We start from the raw sequence: 15,230 nt of genomic DNA on the forward strand, positions 1-15,230 counted from the left end.
AATAACTAGGTGAAGTGGGCAATCCTAAGTGGCATTGAAGGGAATCTGACGGCTTATGAGGCGGTGCTGCAGGATATCCGGCAGCAGGCGATCAGCGATCTCTACATTTTGGGGGATGTAGTTGGCCTGCAGGGGGATAATGAGGCAGTGATTCAGCGGCTGCAGATTCCTCGACCGGGGGAGTTAGAGCCCCAGGTATGTGTGGGCTGGTGGGAAGAGCAGTGTTTTAGTTTGCACGGGGTAAGCGGCCTGCAGGATGCGCCAGAGCTCATGGAGAAAGTTGGCGGCGATGGGGTAAAAGCGCTCTGGGACTCATTATCACGAGAGTCGGTACGGTGGTTGCGATCGCAACACTTTGGCTTCCACGAGCAGGATTGTTTACTGATCCACGGCAGCACCGTTAGCTATGCCGATGAGCTTACGCCGGATACTCCGGCGATTCAACTTTGCGATCGCTTAATTCGCGCTGATGCCAACCATCTCTTTTGTGGCCGTTCGGGTCTCACATTTGAATGCTGGGTTACCCCGGTGGAGCTACGTTCGACTGTAACCACCCTAGATGGTGTGCAAGCCCCTCAAAATTATGGCAAAACACCCCGCCAGGTTGTGGGTGTCGGCTCCGTGGGTCGCATCCCCGGCAAGTCTACCTACACGCTATTCAGCCCTGAAAATGGTCAGCTTTCTTTTAGAACTGTAAACTATGGCAAGGTAAAAGGGTTTGAGACAACAAAGTGATCAGAGCAAGCAAACATCACTGGGTTTGGTCACAGATTTTGCAGGATTCATCAGGTGCTATAGGTCCATTCTATGGATCTGTTAATGGCGACCCGCCGATCTCCATCGCCCCTAAAAAGTTAATAAAGGGTAACGACTCAACATTTTGACAGCAAGAATGATTATCATTTTTATGCGATCATAACCAGGTAACCATCCAATTACCCCGGTAACGGCCCCCCATAAAAGGCGAAGTGCAATGACGATCAGTCCCCCTAAGGAATTAACACGTCCCAGCCGCATGGGTGGACAGGTGCAGCATTATCACTGGACCTATCAGGGGCAAACAGTCACTATCGCCTACGAAACGTTGGGCGCAGGGCCGACAGTGTTGCTGCTGCCCGCGTTTAGCACCGTTTCAACCCGGGCAGAACTGGCTCAAATTGCTCAGGTGCTGGCATCTCAATTTCAGGTGATAGCCCTGGACTGGCTAGGGTTTGGTGATTCTGAGCGGCCTGCTTGCACCTATGAGCGATCGCTGTATCAGGCATTGCTCAAGGACTTTGTGCAAAACTGCTGTCCGCAGCCAGCGGGGATTTTGGCGGCAGGTCATGGGGCGGGGTATGCCCTCCACTTAGCTCAGACACAGGTAAGCACTCGGCTACTGCTGGTGGCTCCCACCTGGAAAGGCCCTCTGCGGGCCATGGGGGCACCCAGCTGGTTAGGGACTAATCTGAGAAACCTGGTGGGGTTGCCGATAGTTGGCTCTGCCCTCTATGGCGCAAACACCCACCCAGCTTTTCTCAAATGGATGTATCAGCGCCATGTGTTTGTGGATGAGGCGCGGCTGACGCCTACCTTTATTCAGCAGCGCCGCCGTATTACCCAGCAGCCGGGCGCTCGATTTGCCCCTGCCGCCTTTGTCACAGCGGCTCTGGATCCGATGTGCGATCGCACCGAATGGCTCCAGATAGCGACGGCCGTTACGGCCAACCCAAACACTGCTGTGCGGGTGATCTTGGCGGACCAGGCACCGCCCCAGTCTAAGGCTGAAATGCAGGCACTGTCAGAGCTGCCCGGTATCCATACCGATCATCTACCTGGCTCGCTGGGGCTATACGAAGAGTACGGTGCTGAGGTGGGTGCGATCGCACTTGCCCACTTTCAAGCATAGATAAACACCATTCAAGGAGACAATTCATGGTAACCGACAACACTTACAACACCGTGCCCGTAACCGTTTTGACCGGCTATTTAGGCGCGGGTAAAACCACCCTGCTAAATCGCATTCTCACCTATGAGCACGGCAAAAAAGTGGCGGTGATCGTCAACGAATTTGGTGAAGTGGGCATCGACAATCAACTAGTGGTGGATGCCGATGAAGAAGTGTTTGAAATGAATAACGGCTGTATCTGTTGCACCGTGCGGGGGGACCTGATTCGCATCATTGGTAACCTGATGAAGCGCCGCGACAAGTTTGACCATCTGGTGATTGAAACCACCGGTTTGGCGGATCCGGCTCCGGTGATCCAAACCTTCTTTGTGGATGATGAAGTGCAGTTGCAAACCCATCTGGATGCAGTAGTGACCGTGGTGGATGCTCGCCATATCTGGCAGCATTGGGATGCAGAAGAAGCCGTGGAGCAAATTGCCTTCGCTGACGTAATCTTGCTCAATAAGACTGACCTGGTCACCGAAGAGGAACTAACACAACTCGAACAGCGGATTCGAGGGATGAATGTGCTGGCCAAAGTCCATCGTACCCGTGATGCCCAGGTTGAAATGGATGCCATCCTTGGCGTCAGTGCCTTTGACCTGAATAAGGCGCTGCAAATTGATCCGGATTTTCTGAGTGAAACCGCCCATGAGCACGATGAAACCGTAGGCTCAGTTGCCCTGGTGGAATCAGGAGAAATGGATGGCGACAAACTGGAAGCCTGGATAGGGGAACTATTGCGCGACCACGGACCCAATATTTTTCGCATGAAGGGCATTCTCAATATGGCCGAGGAAGACAATCGATTTGTCTTTCAGGCGGTGCACATGTTGTTCGACAGTCGCCAAGATCGCCCCTGGAAACCAGATGAAACTCGTAAAAACGAACTGGTGTTTATTGGTCGTGATCTAGAGCAGCTAAATCTGGCAGAGCGTTTTCGAGATTGTTTGGTCAGCCAGTAATGCGTAGAAACATGCTCAAAACAAAGCAACAAACTGTGCTCAAACGGCTGTGGGACACTCGTCTTTCGGACTATGTCACAGCCGTTGCCTGGTCGCCCAATGGCACTCAACTTGCGGCCAGTTCTGGCGCGGGTGAGGTAGTACTCTACACGCCTGCAACGGGCGAATCCACCTGCCTACAAAGCTCCCAGGGAGAGTCTGTGGACGCCCTAGCCATCTCCGCCGATGGTAATTTCTTAGCAGCTGGGGGACAGGCAGGAACGGTTTGGGTCTGGCAGATTGACGGCGATTCGCCCACATTACTGACCACGTTGGAGCACGCCCGTACCTGGATTGATCGGCTGCAATGGCATCCCCATTCTCCGGAACTAGCCTTTAGTTTTGGGCGCTATGTGCAGGTGTGGCATGCGGTGGAGCAAACCGTTGTCACCACCTTAGATTTTGAAGATTCTTCCGTGTTAGATCTCGCCTGGAATCCTCAGGGGACAGAGCTATCGCTGGGGGGTAATCAGAGTATTAAAACCTGGCAGTCCCAGGACTGGGATGAGGACCCAGTGGTGAAGGAAGTGGGTGGGGCTAGTGTGGCGGTTGCCTGGTCACCGGATGGTAATTACCTGGCTTCGGGGAATAATGATCGGTCGGTTTTGGTGTGGGCGAAGGATCAGCCTGCTCCCTGGCGGATGCACGGGTTTTCTGGCAAGGTGCGGCAGTTGGCCTGGTCGAAATCGACGGTACGGGATGCGCCGTTGCTAGCGTCGATGAGTGGTGAAGGGGTGGTTGTGTGGACCAAGGCGGCTGATCCATCGAAGGGCTGGAATCCTCAGGTGTTGGATGCCCATGAAGGGATGGTGCAGGCAATTTCGTTTCGGCCCGGTACTTTATTACTAGCCTCTGCGGCTGAGGATGGGTGTTTGTATTTGTGGCAAAAGGCCCGTCGACTGGCGCAAATGTTGGAGGGGTCCTCTGGTGGATTTTCGTGTCTGGCCTGGTCTGAGCAGGGCACAATGCTAGCCGCTGGCAGTAGTGGAGGAGAACTTTGGGTATGGACTGAAACCACTAAAGGAAAAGGATTTAATTAGAACAGGTCAATCGGTTTTGGGTAGCATGCCACTTCCTCCCCTTTATACAGTTTGAAACTTGTCTGTGGACAAAAGAGGCGCAATTTTCTGCATGAAGGCGATCGCGCCTCTTCCTTAATTTTCAAAAAACTACAACTTCGAGCTTACTGGTGATTGTACAGCCGGATTCACTGGAAAATTTGTATCAACTGCGTCATCATCTTTTTGTCTAGGAACCAACCACTTGCCAAACTTAGCGTAGATCGCAGGAATCACTAGCAAGGTCAACGCGGTCGAGGTAAATAACCCACCTAACACAACGATCGCCAAGGGTTGCAAAATTTCGTTACCGGCCCCACTTGCGATCGCTAACGGAAGCATTCCTAGTGCAGAGGAGAGTGCTGTCATGAGAATGGCATTCACCCGCTCCAGTGAACCTTTCGTAATCACATCTTTCAGGTGCATTCCCTGAGCAAACTTATTGTTGTAGTTGTCTACGAGTAACAAGCCATTTCGAGTTGCAACACCAAACAGGGTGATAAAGCCAATCAAGGATGCGATCGATATCACACCGCCCGTCAAGAGGATCGAAACAATACCACCCACTAGCGCCAACGGTAAGTTGATCATAATGGCGATCGTGGCGGGTAGCGACTTCACGGAGAAGAACATTAGCACCGAAATCACGATCGCTGCCACAATGCTAAAAACCAGTAGGTTATTCGAGGCATTTTGCTCTGCCTCAAACTGCCCACCATATTGAATGAAGTAGCCATTGGGCAGTTGGACGTTTTGCCGAATTTGAGCTTGAATATCACCAACAACACTGCCGAGATCGCGTTCTGCCACGTTAGTGGAAACGACAATTAATCGGGAAACATCTTCCCGGTTCACCACATTGGCTCCCATGCCATAATCTACAGTTGCTACATCTCCTAACGAAATTGTTGCTCCGGTAGGCGTAGAAATGGGAATCGCGCTAATGGCATCTAGGCTATTGCGGGCGGCTTCGGTCAGCGAGACGAAGATATCAATCAACTGCTGATTTTCTGCCACCTGCGATACGACTCGACCGTTGATCGCGGTTTCTACAATGTCTGACAACTGCGCCATACTCAAGCCGTAGGTTGCCGCTGCCGATCGATTGTATTGAATTTGCACCTGGCGAATGGGCAGTTGCGGTTCAAGCTGCAAATCAACCACTCCAGCAATCGGTTCAATCACATCCTGCACCTGTTCCCCAATTCGCTGCAGTTCGGCTAAATCGGGTCCAAAGATTTTTACTGCGATCGCACTTCTCACCCCAGACAACACTTCATCCATTCGGTGTGAGATAAACCCACCGATATTCGGGGCAACACCGGGCAACTTGAGGAACGCCTCGCGCAATTGCTGCACACTGGCTTCCCGGTCTTTGAGCGCTACGTCACTCAGTTCCACGTCCACATGCGCCATGTTCACCCCGGCTCCATCGGCATCCCCGGGGGTACGTCCGGCTCTGACCTGCACCCACTCATACAGTGGATCGTCCTTGAGCGAATTTGCCAGGGCGATGCCTGCCCGATTTGTCATATCGAGGGAAACACCCGGAAATAAGACCATCGAGTTAACCATCGATTTTTCCTGGAATTCTGGCAGGAACACTCGTCCCAGCGAGGGGACGAGTGCGCAAGCAGCTACTAAAGCAGCCAGAGCTAATCCCAAAATGATTTGGGGCGATCGCAGTGACAGATTCAACAGCGGACGATACAACCGTTCTGCCCAGCGGGAAATAAAGGTGCCTTCCTGGGGTAAGGTTTGATTCGCCAACAGAATGGCACACAAGGCAGGTGAAAGAGTCATGGCAACCAGCGTTGAAGCCGCGATCGAGAGCAAATAGGCAACCCCCATCGGGGCAAAAATTCGCCCTTCCACGCCCGTCAAACTAAAGATCGGGGCAAACACCACGACGATAATCACCGTAGAAAAAATCACCGCCAACCGCACTTCTACAGAGGTGTTATACACCACCTGGAAGGGATGCTTGGGGTTGCCCTGCGCCTGATTCGTGCGGAGTCCCCGATAGCAGTTTTCCATATCCACGATCGAGTCATCTACGACCGAGCCAATGGCAACCACTAAGCCGCCCAGCGTCATCGTATTGATGCCCAAGCCCAAGGCTTTCATGAACATCAGCCCAATTAACAAGGACAACGGAATCGCGCTCAGGGTAATCACTGCTGTCCGCCAATTCATCAAAAACAGCAGCATAATCACCGAAACAATCAGAATGCCTTCAAGTAAGGACTTGCTGACGTTCCCAACCGCCGAGTCGATAAAGTTTGACTGTCGGAAGGTTTGCGCCACCTGCACATCCGCCGGAAAGTTCGGCTGCAAGGATTGCATTACTGCTTCCACTGCTTTGGTGACAGTAGGCGTATCGACATCGGGCTGCTTATTCACCATGATCACCACCGCAGGCTGACCATTGAAGCTGCCATCCCCTCGCTTCAAAGCGGCTCCGGTTTTAACTTCTGCCACATCTTTGAGCAAGATGGGTCTGCCATCCTGGACTTTCACCACCGATGATTGCAAATCGGTGATCGATTTCACCTGTCCAATGCCGCGCACCAAGAGTTCTTGACCACCCCCAATCAAGAAGCCGCCCGGAGCATTTGAGTTTGCGCCTCTGGCTGCATTGGTAACTTCCGTAAGGGAAACGTTGAGCGATCGCAGTTTTGTCGGGTCAACCAACACCTGTTCCTGTCGCTCATCGCCCCCGTAAATGGTGACATCCGTGACTCCTGGAACTGACAAAATCTGGCTGCTCAGGGTGCTATCCACTAAGCGGCGCAGATCCATCAGGTCGGTTTGCCCCTGTCCATTCACCGTGAAGGCATACATCAAAATGGTGCCCAACGGGGATGCTAGCGGTGAAATTTCAGGAGGATGCGTCCCTTCCGGCAGTTGATTGGTCACCTGTTGCAGCCGCTCTGTGACCGCTTGCCGTGCTTTGTAAATATCAGCATCCTGGTCAAATACTACCTGCACCATCGACAGCCCCACCTTCGAGGACGATCGCACCGTCGTCACTCCTGGCAAACCATTTACTGCACTTTCGATGGGCACCGTAATTTGCGATTCGACTTCTTCAGGGGCGAGTCCAGTCGCCTCAGTATGAATATCTACTTGAGGAGGGGCAAATTCGGGAAACACATCCAACGGCATTTGAGTGACGCTAAAAACGCCCCATACCGTAATTAAAATTGCACAAATAACAATGAACCACCGCTGCGCGATCGAGGTTTTCAGCGTTTGATTCAGAATTGAGTTAAACATAACAATATCTAAATATCCTTATCGGAAAATGTGCTCTTTTTCTGACGGGTACCGACAAATGCGATCGCACCTGCCATTCCAGCTAAAGCAACACCCACGACTACCAGGTATTTCGTCATGGGAAATCCTGATTCACCTTCATGACTGTGTGTCGTTCCTTGAGCGTGTGCCTGGGCATGGGCTTCATCACCCTGGGGTGAAACAACAGGACTGGGAGAAGCTTCAACAGGACTAGGAGAAGCCTCAGCAGGACTAGGAGAAACCGCCGCAGTCTGAGTTTTGCGTGATTCTGCAAACAACGATAAACTTCCCTGCGTCACAAGTTTTTCGCCGACAGACAACCCTTCAGTGATTTCAATCAACTCGCCCTTAGTCGTGCCCGTTTTGACTGAAACTGGCTCATAGAAATTCTCATATTGCACAAACACAAGCTGCTTGCCGTCCGCATCCACCAAGGCAGTCACGGGCACCATCACAACCGGACCCCCATCAGCAGCCGTTTCGATCGGCGTGACCACAATCCCCAAAATTTGATCGGTTTCAGGATTCACGTTGACACGCTGCACACCGCCTTCTGCCTGAAATTCATCCCCATGTCCAACGTGGGCAAAGACAACAGTGGGGGCACTGACCGCTAAACCGCAGGCAAGCATACAACTAATGAACAGAGTGGGCTTCATATCTACCTCCTCACAATGACGTGGGCTGAAAAAAATCCTTTACAGTCTGCCAAAGGGCAGATGAAAATCAGGTGAAATAGCAGCGGGTTAGGTAGAATCAAGCTCGTGGTTGATGTGCTTGCGGCGATGCGAGTTTTACTGGTAGAAGATGAAGCTGATTTGGGGCTGGCGATTAAGCAAGTTTTAGTCAGCGAAAAGTATGTCGTGGATTGGGTGCTAGATGGCGCTCAGGCATGGCAGTATCTGGAAAGCCAGTGGACAGACTACACGGTGGCAATCGTCGATTGGCTCCTCCCAGAACTCTCAGGATTGGATCTATGTAAAAAACTGAGACTGCACCAAAATCCCTTACCAGTCCTGATGCTAACGGCCCTGGGTCAACCAGAGAACCGAGTGACAGGGTTGGATGCAGGAGCCGATGATTACTTAGTCAAGCCGTTTGTCATGGAAGAGTTATTAGCGCGGTTGCGGGCACTCCAGCGGCGATCGCCCCAACTCCAGCCCCAAAACTTAACGGTTGGAGCCTTCACCCTCGACTATGCCAATAATGCTCTATTGATCACTGCTCTGTCGATCATGGGCACTCAACCGTCCCAAATAATTCCGCTCACCGTGAAGGAATTTCAGATTCTTGCCTACCTGATGCAAAATCCCGATCGCATCATTTCCGGCAGCAAAATTCGACATCAACTCTGGGATCTGGATGAGGAACCCATCAGTAATGTCGTTGCCGCTCAAATGCGGCTATTGCGACGGAAATTAGCGAGTTACGACTGTACCTGCCCAATTGAAACGATTCCCGGTCAGGGCTATCGTCTCAACACTGCTCTGTAAATTACCATCATGAACAGCTACCAACTGTTTCGTCGCAGTCGGACTCGTTTAGCCTTTTGGTATGCGCTGGTAATGGGAGCGATTTTGAGCCTGTCGGGGCTGGGGATGTATCGATCGCTGGTGCAGTCCAATTGGACTGCAATGGAGCGAGAAATAGAATCGATTGCGGGCACCCTTCATGACAGCCTAGAACCGATGCTGCCTACCTCAGAAGCTCCCACAGCAGTGTTACGCCGCATTTTGCCAGAACTTTGTTTAGCAGGACAACCCTGTAACACCAACCCGACGTTGATTCAAAGACATACCACTGGCATTAGCGATCGCAGCATTTACTATATCCGTTTGTTTGATCATCAGGGTACCCTCCTTGCTTTTTCACCCAATCAACCGCCATCCCTGCCGGAAACTCTAAACGGTTTCCCCTCGCAAACGTTTCGCGCCGCTAATGGTATTCGCTATCACCAATTCACCACGATTTTGCACAGTGCCCATTCGCATCATCAGGCAAATGAACCGAGTACCCATACATCCTGGGGCTATTTGCAGATTGGGCGCACGTTAGCAACCTTTGATGCTGAAACGCAGCGAATTCAATGGATTCTTCTGATTGGCTTGCCCATTGCCTTGCTGCTAGTGGGATGCTCTAGCTGGTGGCTCTCAGGACTAGCGATGCAGCCAATTTATCAGTCTTATCAGCAACAGCAACAGTTTACCGCTAACGCTGCCCATGAATTGAGATCGCCCCTTGCTAGCCTTTTGGCAACGGTAGAAGTAATCTTGCGCCTCCCTCCGACCAACCAACATGATATTCCAGTGATGCTCCAGACAGTAGAGCGGCAGGGGAGACGCTTAAGCCATTTGATTGCAGACTTATTGTTTTTGACCAGTCTTGAGCAAAATTCATCGCCCAGACCCTTTCAACCCTGTTGCTTGAATGATTTAATCAGTGATCTAACAGAAGAATTTTTAGAACTGGCAACGATTGCTGACATTCACCTCACCCATCAAATTCCAAATCACCAGGTTTATGTGTTGGGGAACGAGTCTCAGCTTTATCGTTTGGTGTCAAATTTAATTGCCAATGCAATTCAGTACACGCCTAATGGGGGTCAGGTCGGGATTAGTTTAACTACCTGCGATCGCATGGCATTGATCACCGTAAAAGATACGGGGATTGGGATTGCAGTTGTAGAACAAACCCGAATTTTTGATCGGTTCTACCGGGTTGATAGCGATCGCTCTCGCAAAACAGGCGGAACTGGATTGGGGTTAGCGATTGCTCAGGCGATTGCGCTCAAGCATCAAACCCGGATTAAAGTTGAAAGCCAAGCACATCAAGGCAGCATATTTACAGTCGAGCTAGCAACCCTATCCGGTTAATTCGGGGCAGCCAGCAACGATGAATGTATGTCGAGTCAGTCAGCCAAAGCAGCACAAACAATCCTGGTGCCGCGCCCCCATATAGACTTGAAGTTCCTTGTCACCCTTTAAGCTTGGCGGTAGTCGCCCTGAATGCGCTGGTGGCAACCCTGATAGAAAAACCTGATTGCCACTGCTACCCCACCCATCCTGAGATCACTTCACAGACAACAAAAGACTACTCAATACCCTCCAAGCGCCAGGGAACCGGATCAATCGACACCCCATGCACGTAAAGACCCCAATGCAGGTGCGGACCGGTTGATGCCCCCGTTGACCCAACTCCGCCGATCACCTGTCCGGCGGTAACAAAGTCTCCTTCGGCAACGTCTATGCGGCTCAGGTGAATCATAATGCTCAACACGCCCTGACCGTGGTCGATACCGATGGTGTTGCCGTGTACCTCGAAGCCGTCAACCACCCGTCCTACCAGTCGGATGTAACCCGCCGCTGGAGAGACAACCGGCGACCCGGTAGCGGCAGCGTAGTCCACACCTCGGTGGTAATAGTCTTCGGCAAACACGCCGTTGTAATATCGCCGGACGCCAAATTCAGTACTCACGCTGCCCTGGCTAGGACGGGTCAGAGCCCCTTGCCAGTGGCGCTCTGGCGTGACGATGCGCTTAAATTCAGCGACGCGGTCAAATTCGTGATCGGTCCCCAGGTCGCTGCTGCCCTCAGGGAGCCAAATGCGCTGGGTGGTAAAGGAGCGACCCGCCAGATTGACCGTTAGGCGGCGCGACGAGCCTGCGGCAGAGACATCCAACGTCAGCTGTCCGGGCGTATCCAGCGGACTGGTGGGAATCAACGCTCGGTAGCGATTGCCGGATACTAGAAAGCTGGGATAGTCGGTGCCTTTGACTGAAACAACCGGGGCCGTGCTAACATCTGCAGCGCCGGAGATGACCACCGAGATGGTATCGCCCAGCCTAGGGTTGGTTGGGGAGAGGGTCACCTCGTAGGCATGGGCGGCAGGACTCCAAAGGCTGCCACTGGCAACTGTACCTACCATCGCCCCTGCCATTGTGAGAAAAGCGCGACGCTGTAGGCGAGGGGGAATGACAGAACTGATTTTGGGTTGTTTCATAGCTGTTGTGATTGGGGTGAATAACAATTTTACAGGTATCAACTCAAGCTGGGAAATCTCGGCTAGGACTAGGGTAGCAACTCAAAGTGGGACGTTTTCCCAAGGATAGTATTCAGAAGTCAGGAATCAGGGCCTCACTGGCTTCTGGCCCCTGACGCCCCACCTAGTCAGGGGCCAGAAGTCAGAAAGGGAGCCTATTTCAAATCCCGTAGGGCTTTGCTCTTTTTGAATATTGGTATTCGCTCCAACGTAAAAGGGAGCCCCTTCGTCCGCACAAATGGAGGTGTTAGGAGCGATGATCACATTTTCGCCCAATTGCCCATCCCCAATCAGACTGCATTGGGGATGGGCATAGGCAGAAGCTGGAATTCTAGGCTCATCCTGGTCGTGATCCCAGGGTGTGGGTGGGGCGGGTTGATGACGCAGCGGCATAGTACCTTCCTCGGCTCAAATCTGAACTTGCTAACAAATGCAGTCGTTGCTGCAGCAGGAGAGGTCATCGAGGAAGAGTCTAGCCTGGCGGTATTGTTCCAATGGAGCGGGATCGATTTGAAGACGGTTTGCGATCGCATTAGCGATTACGGCAAAGCGCTGACGAAATTTATAGATGAAGCAAAAAATCAAATCCCCGTGGCGCACGGAAGGCCCGCTCACAAAGAGGCCAGGGGTGAGAGTGGATTCATCATTTTCAGTGAGGGCAGCATAGCCTTTAGACCAGTTGAGCAAGGGCGCAATCTGTTTCAAACTGGTGTCGAAACCGGTGCAGAGAATGGGAGGATGTACCGTTACCCACTTCTGGTATTCGCTGTAGACCGCGTAGCCGCTGGGGGTAGGTTTGACCGCTTCGATGGATGCGTCACTTACCATGTTCAGGCGACCGGTACGATAGACAAATTCCAGACGCTGCAGCGTGTAGGGCGATAGGGATACGCTGGGATCAGTATCAGGATCGGCCCAAGCTCCAGAGCGATCGAGCACGCTGACTTTCTTTCCCATGGCCACTAAATTGGCCGCTGCATCCATCCCGCTTTCGTAGCCGCCGATAATGATGAATTCGTCGCCCTCTAGATCCGCCCACGACCGAATTTGAGAGTTATGGATGCAGTGCTGTGCTCCCGGAAAGGGATTGAGATGGGGATATTGATACTCCCCGGCAGCCCAAATGACAAATTGTGTGCGGATGTCTCCAGCTGTAGTATGTAGCTTAAAACCCCCCTGGGACAACGGCTCGACGACCTTTACGTCAACTTTAGTCTGAATCGGTAACGTAAAGTGATTGGCAACAGTTTGCAGATACAGGGCGTATTGCTTGCCGTCGATGTGCTCTCGACGAAATGCGATCGCAGGCGAGGTCTTCAAGGTCACCGCATTCAGGTCGAGCAGTCCAAAGCCATGGCTGGGAAATGACGGGGTGATGAAGCTCATCTCCTTAGGCCAGCGGCTAAAGGAGGCTCCCACCTGGTGTCTTTCTAAAATTGTGAAGTGCTCCAGCCCCAGTTCTTTGAGCACAGCGCCACAGCCGATGCCAGCTGCTCCCGCGCCGACAATCACAACGTCATAGGAGAAATCCGTTCGGGGTTGGCTCACACTGGTTTATCTGAATGATTAAAGACACAGAAATGATAATCATTATCAATTTATTTGCCTAGGGGCTATCGGGTTAGGGTTAGACGGGCAGGCCAATGGCGTCAGCCCTCTCTGGTTACATGACAGAAAACCACTATAAGTTCATGAATAGGGAGGAGTTTCCTCAATAGTTATAACAGGTGTTATAACAATGGTGTCACGTTATGAGGGATTGCATAATGAGTATCCGTACAGAGCGAACCATTACAAAGATAGGTAATTCGGCTGGGATAACCTTGCCTGCTGAGGTCCTTGCTAAGCTAGGTGTCACTACAGGAGAGAAGGTACATTTAGTTGAAATGGATGGCGGGAACTTTATGATTACCGCTTATGACCCTGATTTCGAGGAAGCTATGGCTATTTATGCCAAGGAAAGCAATCGTTACAAAGACGTTTTCAAGGCGCTTGCGGATGCTTGAACCACGTTGGGTTACCAGGGCCATGATTGAATCGGCCCACTATGATCAAATCCAAAAAACTGGTGGTACACAAGGCATACTGGATGAAAACGAATTAGAGTCCCTAATAGCTAGGCCCAAAAACCATCTAGCTTATAGGCAGGCGGTCGATATATTTGACCTAGCTGCTTGCTATTTGTGGGGCTTCGCTTGCACCCAGGTCTTTGCCGATGGAAACAAGAGAGCAGGCTTATCTGCTCTCTTGATGTTTTTGGGGTTGAATGGCTATCGATTGACTTGCGATCGCGAGCCTTTGGTACTGATGGTGCTTTCAGTTGCCAATAAAAAAATGAGTCAAGACGACGTTGCCATTTGGCTAAGAGAGAACGTTGAACAGTGGGACGACAACGAGCCTTAGCTACTCCTCCGACAATGGAGTAGAAGTTTGCAATTTAAGCCTAAAGCCTACATTTCATAGCAGTGGATAATGCCCCTGACCCTTGCTGTCTAAACCCAGCTCCCAAGGGAGATTTTTCAAGCCATTGTTGTCCATAAACGGCGGGGGCTGTTTGCACAGATACCAGCCCCAGACTAAAATCGCCTATGAGCACTAACCCATAGGCGATTTGGCTTAAGTGCGATGGTCAGAGACCGGCCTTAGGCCATCGCACTTAAGCCTTGTCCACGTCCATGTTCGCTACTTTTTCTGGCTCACGGGGAAGCGGGTTTAGTTCGAAGATAGGCAATGTGAGGACCACCGGGCAAATGGTTTGCATTGATCACAAACTGGATCTTAAGGCAATGGAAGAAAAACTGATGAACTGTGTCGCAGAAGGAGGATAAACGACGTCTAAGCAATTTCAGACGTGCAACTGAGGGAGGCTTATACTGAACTTGTCTACCTAATCACCCATATAGGGATATTTGGCTGAAAAGTTTCTACCTAATACCCCCTTTTTGCTACATCAAGTGGGAAATTCCCCCCTAGTAAAACGTTAGCAACATCTTACAGATATAAAAGATTGATAAAAATGGATCAAAATCAGGCAAAAAAAATCTTCATTACATTTCTTGATCTTGTTGCATCAATTAAGGATAAAGAGTCATGCGATCCTAGTTTGCCTCTCGATAATTTAGGACTTCGGTATTCATCCTTCTGTCATGATGGATCTATATTTAGACTGAAAGGATACTACAATTATCAAAAAATGGAAGATTGTGTCGAACAACTTTGGGGCATTAATACAGAGATAAGACAAACGCTATCGTCAAAGAGTATAAAAGATAAAGTAGTTGAACTAATATTTCAATATCAAGAGAATCAAAGCAGTATTACACCTAATTCTTTTCAGAAATTGATAGATGAACTGCTTAAAATTCCAGAGAAAATTTTTTTAGTGCTATGCTCGGTCTATGGATCATCTTTAGATGGAAATAACTCAAGTGAGTTAGGACCTTTCACTCTATATACATGGGATTCGTACCAAGAATTCATAAATAAAAATCCCAAAAATGTTTCTATCGTTGACTCTCTCTTAGAAGAACACAGGGAATGCAAAGAACTAGATAAGACTTACCCATCAGATTTCCCAATGTTGGAAGACTTAGGAAGAATTTTTATAAGCGTTCAGGTTTTAGCAAGAGATTGCGACAGAGCTTTAGAATTAGCTGCTCAACGATTTAACCAGTTTGAAAATGTAGTTAGCTACATGCTTGGCTATGAAGCCAAAAGCTTTGACTTCGGTGTGATTAGCTCCTCTTCTCTGATTTTAGTAGAAAGCTTATTAATATCTGGACAGTGCGAAGTTCATCTCTAACTGGTGAAAGTCTCTAAAAAAGAACATCCCAGTACCCAAACGGTCTGGAATGTCCGAAACTGGCTGAAACCATTACAATCAGCCAGTTCCATTATGGAGTT

14 protein-coding genes are annotated in these 15,230 nt (G+C 50.6%); 9 read left to right on the forward strand and 5 right to left on the reverse strand.

The window, feature by feature from the left end:
• Positions 1 to 9: 9 nt before the first annotated feature.
• From VB741_RS01445 to VB741_RS01460, 4 genes are all read left to right on the forward strand, one after another.
• Positions 10 to 735, forward strand: coding sequence for a metallophosphoesterase family protein (locus tag VB741_RS01445; RefSeq protein ID WP_323363354.1), 726 nt, complete (start codon positions 10 to 12; stop codon positions 733 to 735).
• A gap of 238 nt (positions 736 to 973) precedes the next feature.
• Entirely contained in the window at positions 974 to 1,888 is a 915-nt protein-coding gene (locus VB741_RS01450) for an alpha/beta fold hydrolase (RefSeq protein ID WP_323363355.1), read from the forward strand.
• A gap of 26 nt (positions 1,889 to 1,914) precedes the next feature.
• Entirely contained in the window at positions 1,915 to 2,892 is a 978-nt protein-coding gene (locus VB741_RS01455) for a CobW family GTP-binding protein (protein ID WP_323363356.1), read from the forward strand.
• Between the two features lie 11 nt (positions 2,893 to 2,903).
• Positions 2,904 to 3,971, forward strand: a complete 1,068-nt coding sequence (locus tag VB741_RS01460) for a WD40 repeat domain-containing protein (protein ID WP_323363357.1) — start codon at positions 2,904 to 2,906, stop codon at positions 3,969 to 3,971.
• A 129-nt stretch (positions 3,972 to 4,100) separates the two neighbouring features.
• Here VB741_RS01460 and VB741_RS01465 read toward each other — a convergent pair whose 3' ends face one another.
• Positions 4,101 to 7,268 carry an efflux RND transporter permease subunit gene (locus tag VB741_RS01465; protein ID WP_323363358.1) on the reverse strand — a complete coding sequence of 1,056 codons (3,168 nt, stop codon included), beginning with the start codon at positions 7,266 to 7,268 and terminating at the stop codon, positions 4,101 to 4,103.
• Between the two features lie 8 nt (positions 7,269 to 7,276).
• Positions 7,277 to 7,948, reverse strand: coding sequence for an efflux RND transporter periplasmic adaptor subunit (locus tag VB741_RS01470; RefSeq protein ID WP_323363359.1), 672 nt, complete (start codon positions 7,946 to 7,948; stop codon positions 7,277 to 7,279).
• A gap of 126 nt (positions 7,949 to 8,074) precedes the next feature.
• On the opposite strand from VB741_RS01470, the gene rppA reads away from it, so the two are divergent.
• Both rppA and rppB read left to right on the forward strand, forming a co-directional pair.
• Positions 8,075 to 8,782, forward strand: a complete 708-nt coding sequence (rppA, locus tag VB741_RS01475) for a two-component system response regulator RppA (RefSeq protein WP_442786267.1) — start codon at positions 8,075 to 8,077, stop codon at positions 8,780 to 8,782.
• A 9-nt stretch (positions 8,783 to 8,791) separates the two neighbouring features.
• Positions 8,792 to 10,162 carry a two-component system sensor histidine kinase RppB gene (gene rppB / locus VB741_RS01480; protein ID WP_323363361.1) on the forward strand — a complete coding sequence of 457 codons (1,371 nt, stop codon included), beginning with the start codon at positions 8,792 to 8,794 and terminating at the stop codon, positions 10,160 to 10,162.
• A 217-nt stretch (positions 10,163 to 10,379) separates the two neighbouring features.
• Here rppB and VB741_RS01485 read toward each other — a convergent pair whose 3' ends face one another.
• The 3 genes from VB741_RS01485 to VB741_RS01495 all read right to left on the reverse strand — a co-directional run bounded on the left by VB741_RS01485 (position 10,380) and on the right by VB741_RS01495 (position 12,875).
• Positions 10,380 to 11,288 (reverse strand): M23 family metallopeptidase, encoded by a 909-nt coding sequence (locus tag VB741_RS01485; RefSeq protein ID WP_323363362.1) that lies wholly within the window; start codon positions 11,286 to 11,288, stop codon positions 10,380 to 10,382.
• A gap of 126 nt (positions 11,289 to 11,414) precedes the next feature.
• On the reverse strand, positions 11,415 to 11,720 hold the full coding sequence (locus VB741_RS01490) for a hypothetical protein (RefSeq protein WP_323363363.1): 306 nt from the start codon (positions 11,718 to 11,720) through the stop codon (positions 11,415 to 11,417).
• Positions 11,721 to 11,750: 30 nt separating this feature from the next.
• Positions 11,751 to 12,875 carry an NAD(P)/FAD-dependent oxidoreductase gene (locus VB741_RS01495; RefSeq protein WP_323363364.1) on the reverse strand — a complete coding sequence of 375 codons (1,125 nt, stop codon included), beginning with the start codon at positions 12,873 to 12,875 and terminating at the stop codon, positions 11,751 to 11,753.
• Between the two features lie 218 nt (positions 12,876 to 13,093).
• Here VB741_RS01495 and VB741_RS01500 point away from each other — a divergent pair, with 218 nt between their 5' ends.
• The 3 genes from VB741_RS01500 to VB741_RS01510 all read left to right on the forward strand — a co-directional run bounded on the left by VB741_RS01500 (position 13,094) and on the right by VB741_RS01510 (position 15,129).
• Positions 13,094 to 13,333 (forward strand): AbrB/MazE/SpoVT family DNA-binding domain-containing protein, encoded by a 240-nt coding sequence (locus tag VB741_RS01500; protein ID WP_323363365.1) that lies wholly within the window; start codon positions 13,094 to 13,096, stop codon positions 13,331 to 13,333.
• Positions 13,326 to 13,730 (forward strand): type II toxin-antitoxin system death-on-curing family toxin, encoded by a 405-nt coding sequence (locus tag VB741_RS01505; RefSeq protein ID WP_323363366.1) that lies wholly within the window; start codon positions 13,326 to 13,328, stop codon positions 13,728 to 13,730. The genes VB741_RS01500 and VB741_RS01505 overlap by 8 nt, the downstream gene beginning before the upstream one ends.
• A gap of 613 nt (positions 13,731 to 14,343) precedes the next feature.
• Complete coding sequence (locus tag VB741_RS01510) at positions 14,344 to 15,129, forward strand: hypothetical protein (protein WP_323363367.1); 786 nt, start codon at positions 14,344 to 14,346, stop codon at positions 15,127 to 15,129.
• Positions 15,130 to 15,230 lie beyond the last annotated feature (101 nt).

This window comes from Leptothoe sp. PORK10 BA2 (assembly GCF_034932105.1).
In the GTDB taxonomy this organism is placed as follows: Bacteria; Cyanobacteriota; Cyanobacteriia; order Phormidesmidales; family Phormidesmidaceae; genus Leptothoe.

Bases quoted from the DNA above. Each gene is read 5' to 3' on its own strand.
- VB741_RS01450 (WP_323363355.1), top strand. From the start codon at position 974: ATGACGATCAGTCCCCCTAAGGAATTAACACGTCCCAGCCGCATGGGT.
- VB741_RS01455 (WP_323363356.1), top strand. From the start codon at position 1,915: ATGGTAACCGACAACACTTACAACACCGTGCCCGTAACCGTTTTGACC.
- VB741_RS01460 (WP_323363357.1), top strand. From the start codon at position 2,904: ATGCTCAAAACAAAGCAACAAACTGTGCTCAAACGGCTGTGGGACACT.
- VB741_RS01465 (WP_323363358.1), bottom strand. From the start codon at position 7,268: ATGTTTAACTCAATTCTGAATCAAACGCTGAAAACCTCGATCGCGCAG.
- VB741_RS01470 (WP_323363359.1), bottom strand. From the start codon at position 7,948: ATGAAGCCCACTCTGTTCATTAGTTGTATGCTTGCCTGCGGTTTAGCG.
- rppA (WP_442786267.1), top strand. From the start codon at position 8,075: ATGCGAGTTTTACTGGTAGAAGATGAAGCTGATTTGGGGCTGGCGATT.
- rppB (WP_323363361.1), top strand. From the start codon at position 8,792: ATGAACAGCTACCAACTGTTTCGTCGCAGTCGGACTCGTTTAGCCTTT.
- VB741_RS01485 (WP_323363362.1), bottom strand. From the start codon at position 11,288: ATGAAACAACCCAAAATCAGTTCTGTCATTCCCCCTCGCCTACAGCGT.
- VB741_RS01490 (WP_323363363.1), bottom strand. From the start codon at position 11,720: ATGCCGCTGCGTCATCAACCCGCCCCACCCACACCCTGGGATCACGAC.
- VB741_RS01500 (WP_323363365.1), top strand. From the start codon at position 13,094: ATGAGTATCCGTACAGAGCGAACCATTACAAAGATAGGTAATTCGGCT.
- VB741_RS01505 (WP_323363366.1), top strand. From the start codon at position 13,326: ATGCTTGAACCACGTTGGGTTACCAGGGCCATGATTGAATCGGCCCAC.
- VB741_RS01510 (WP_323363367.1), top strand. From the start codon at position 14,344: ATGGATCAAAATCAGGCAAAAAAAATCTTCATTACATTTCTTGATCTT.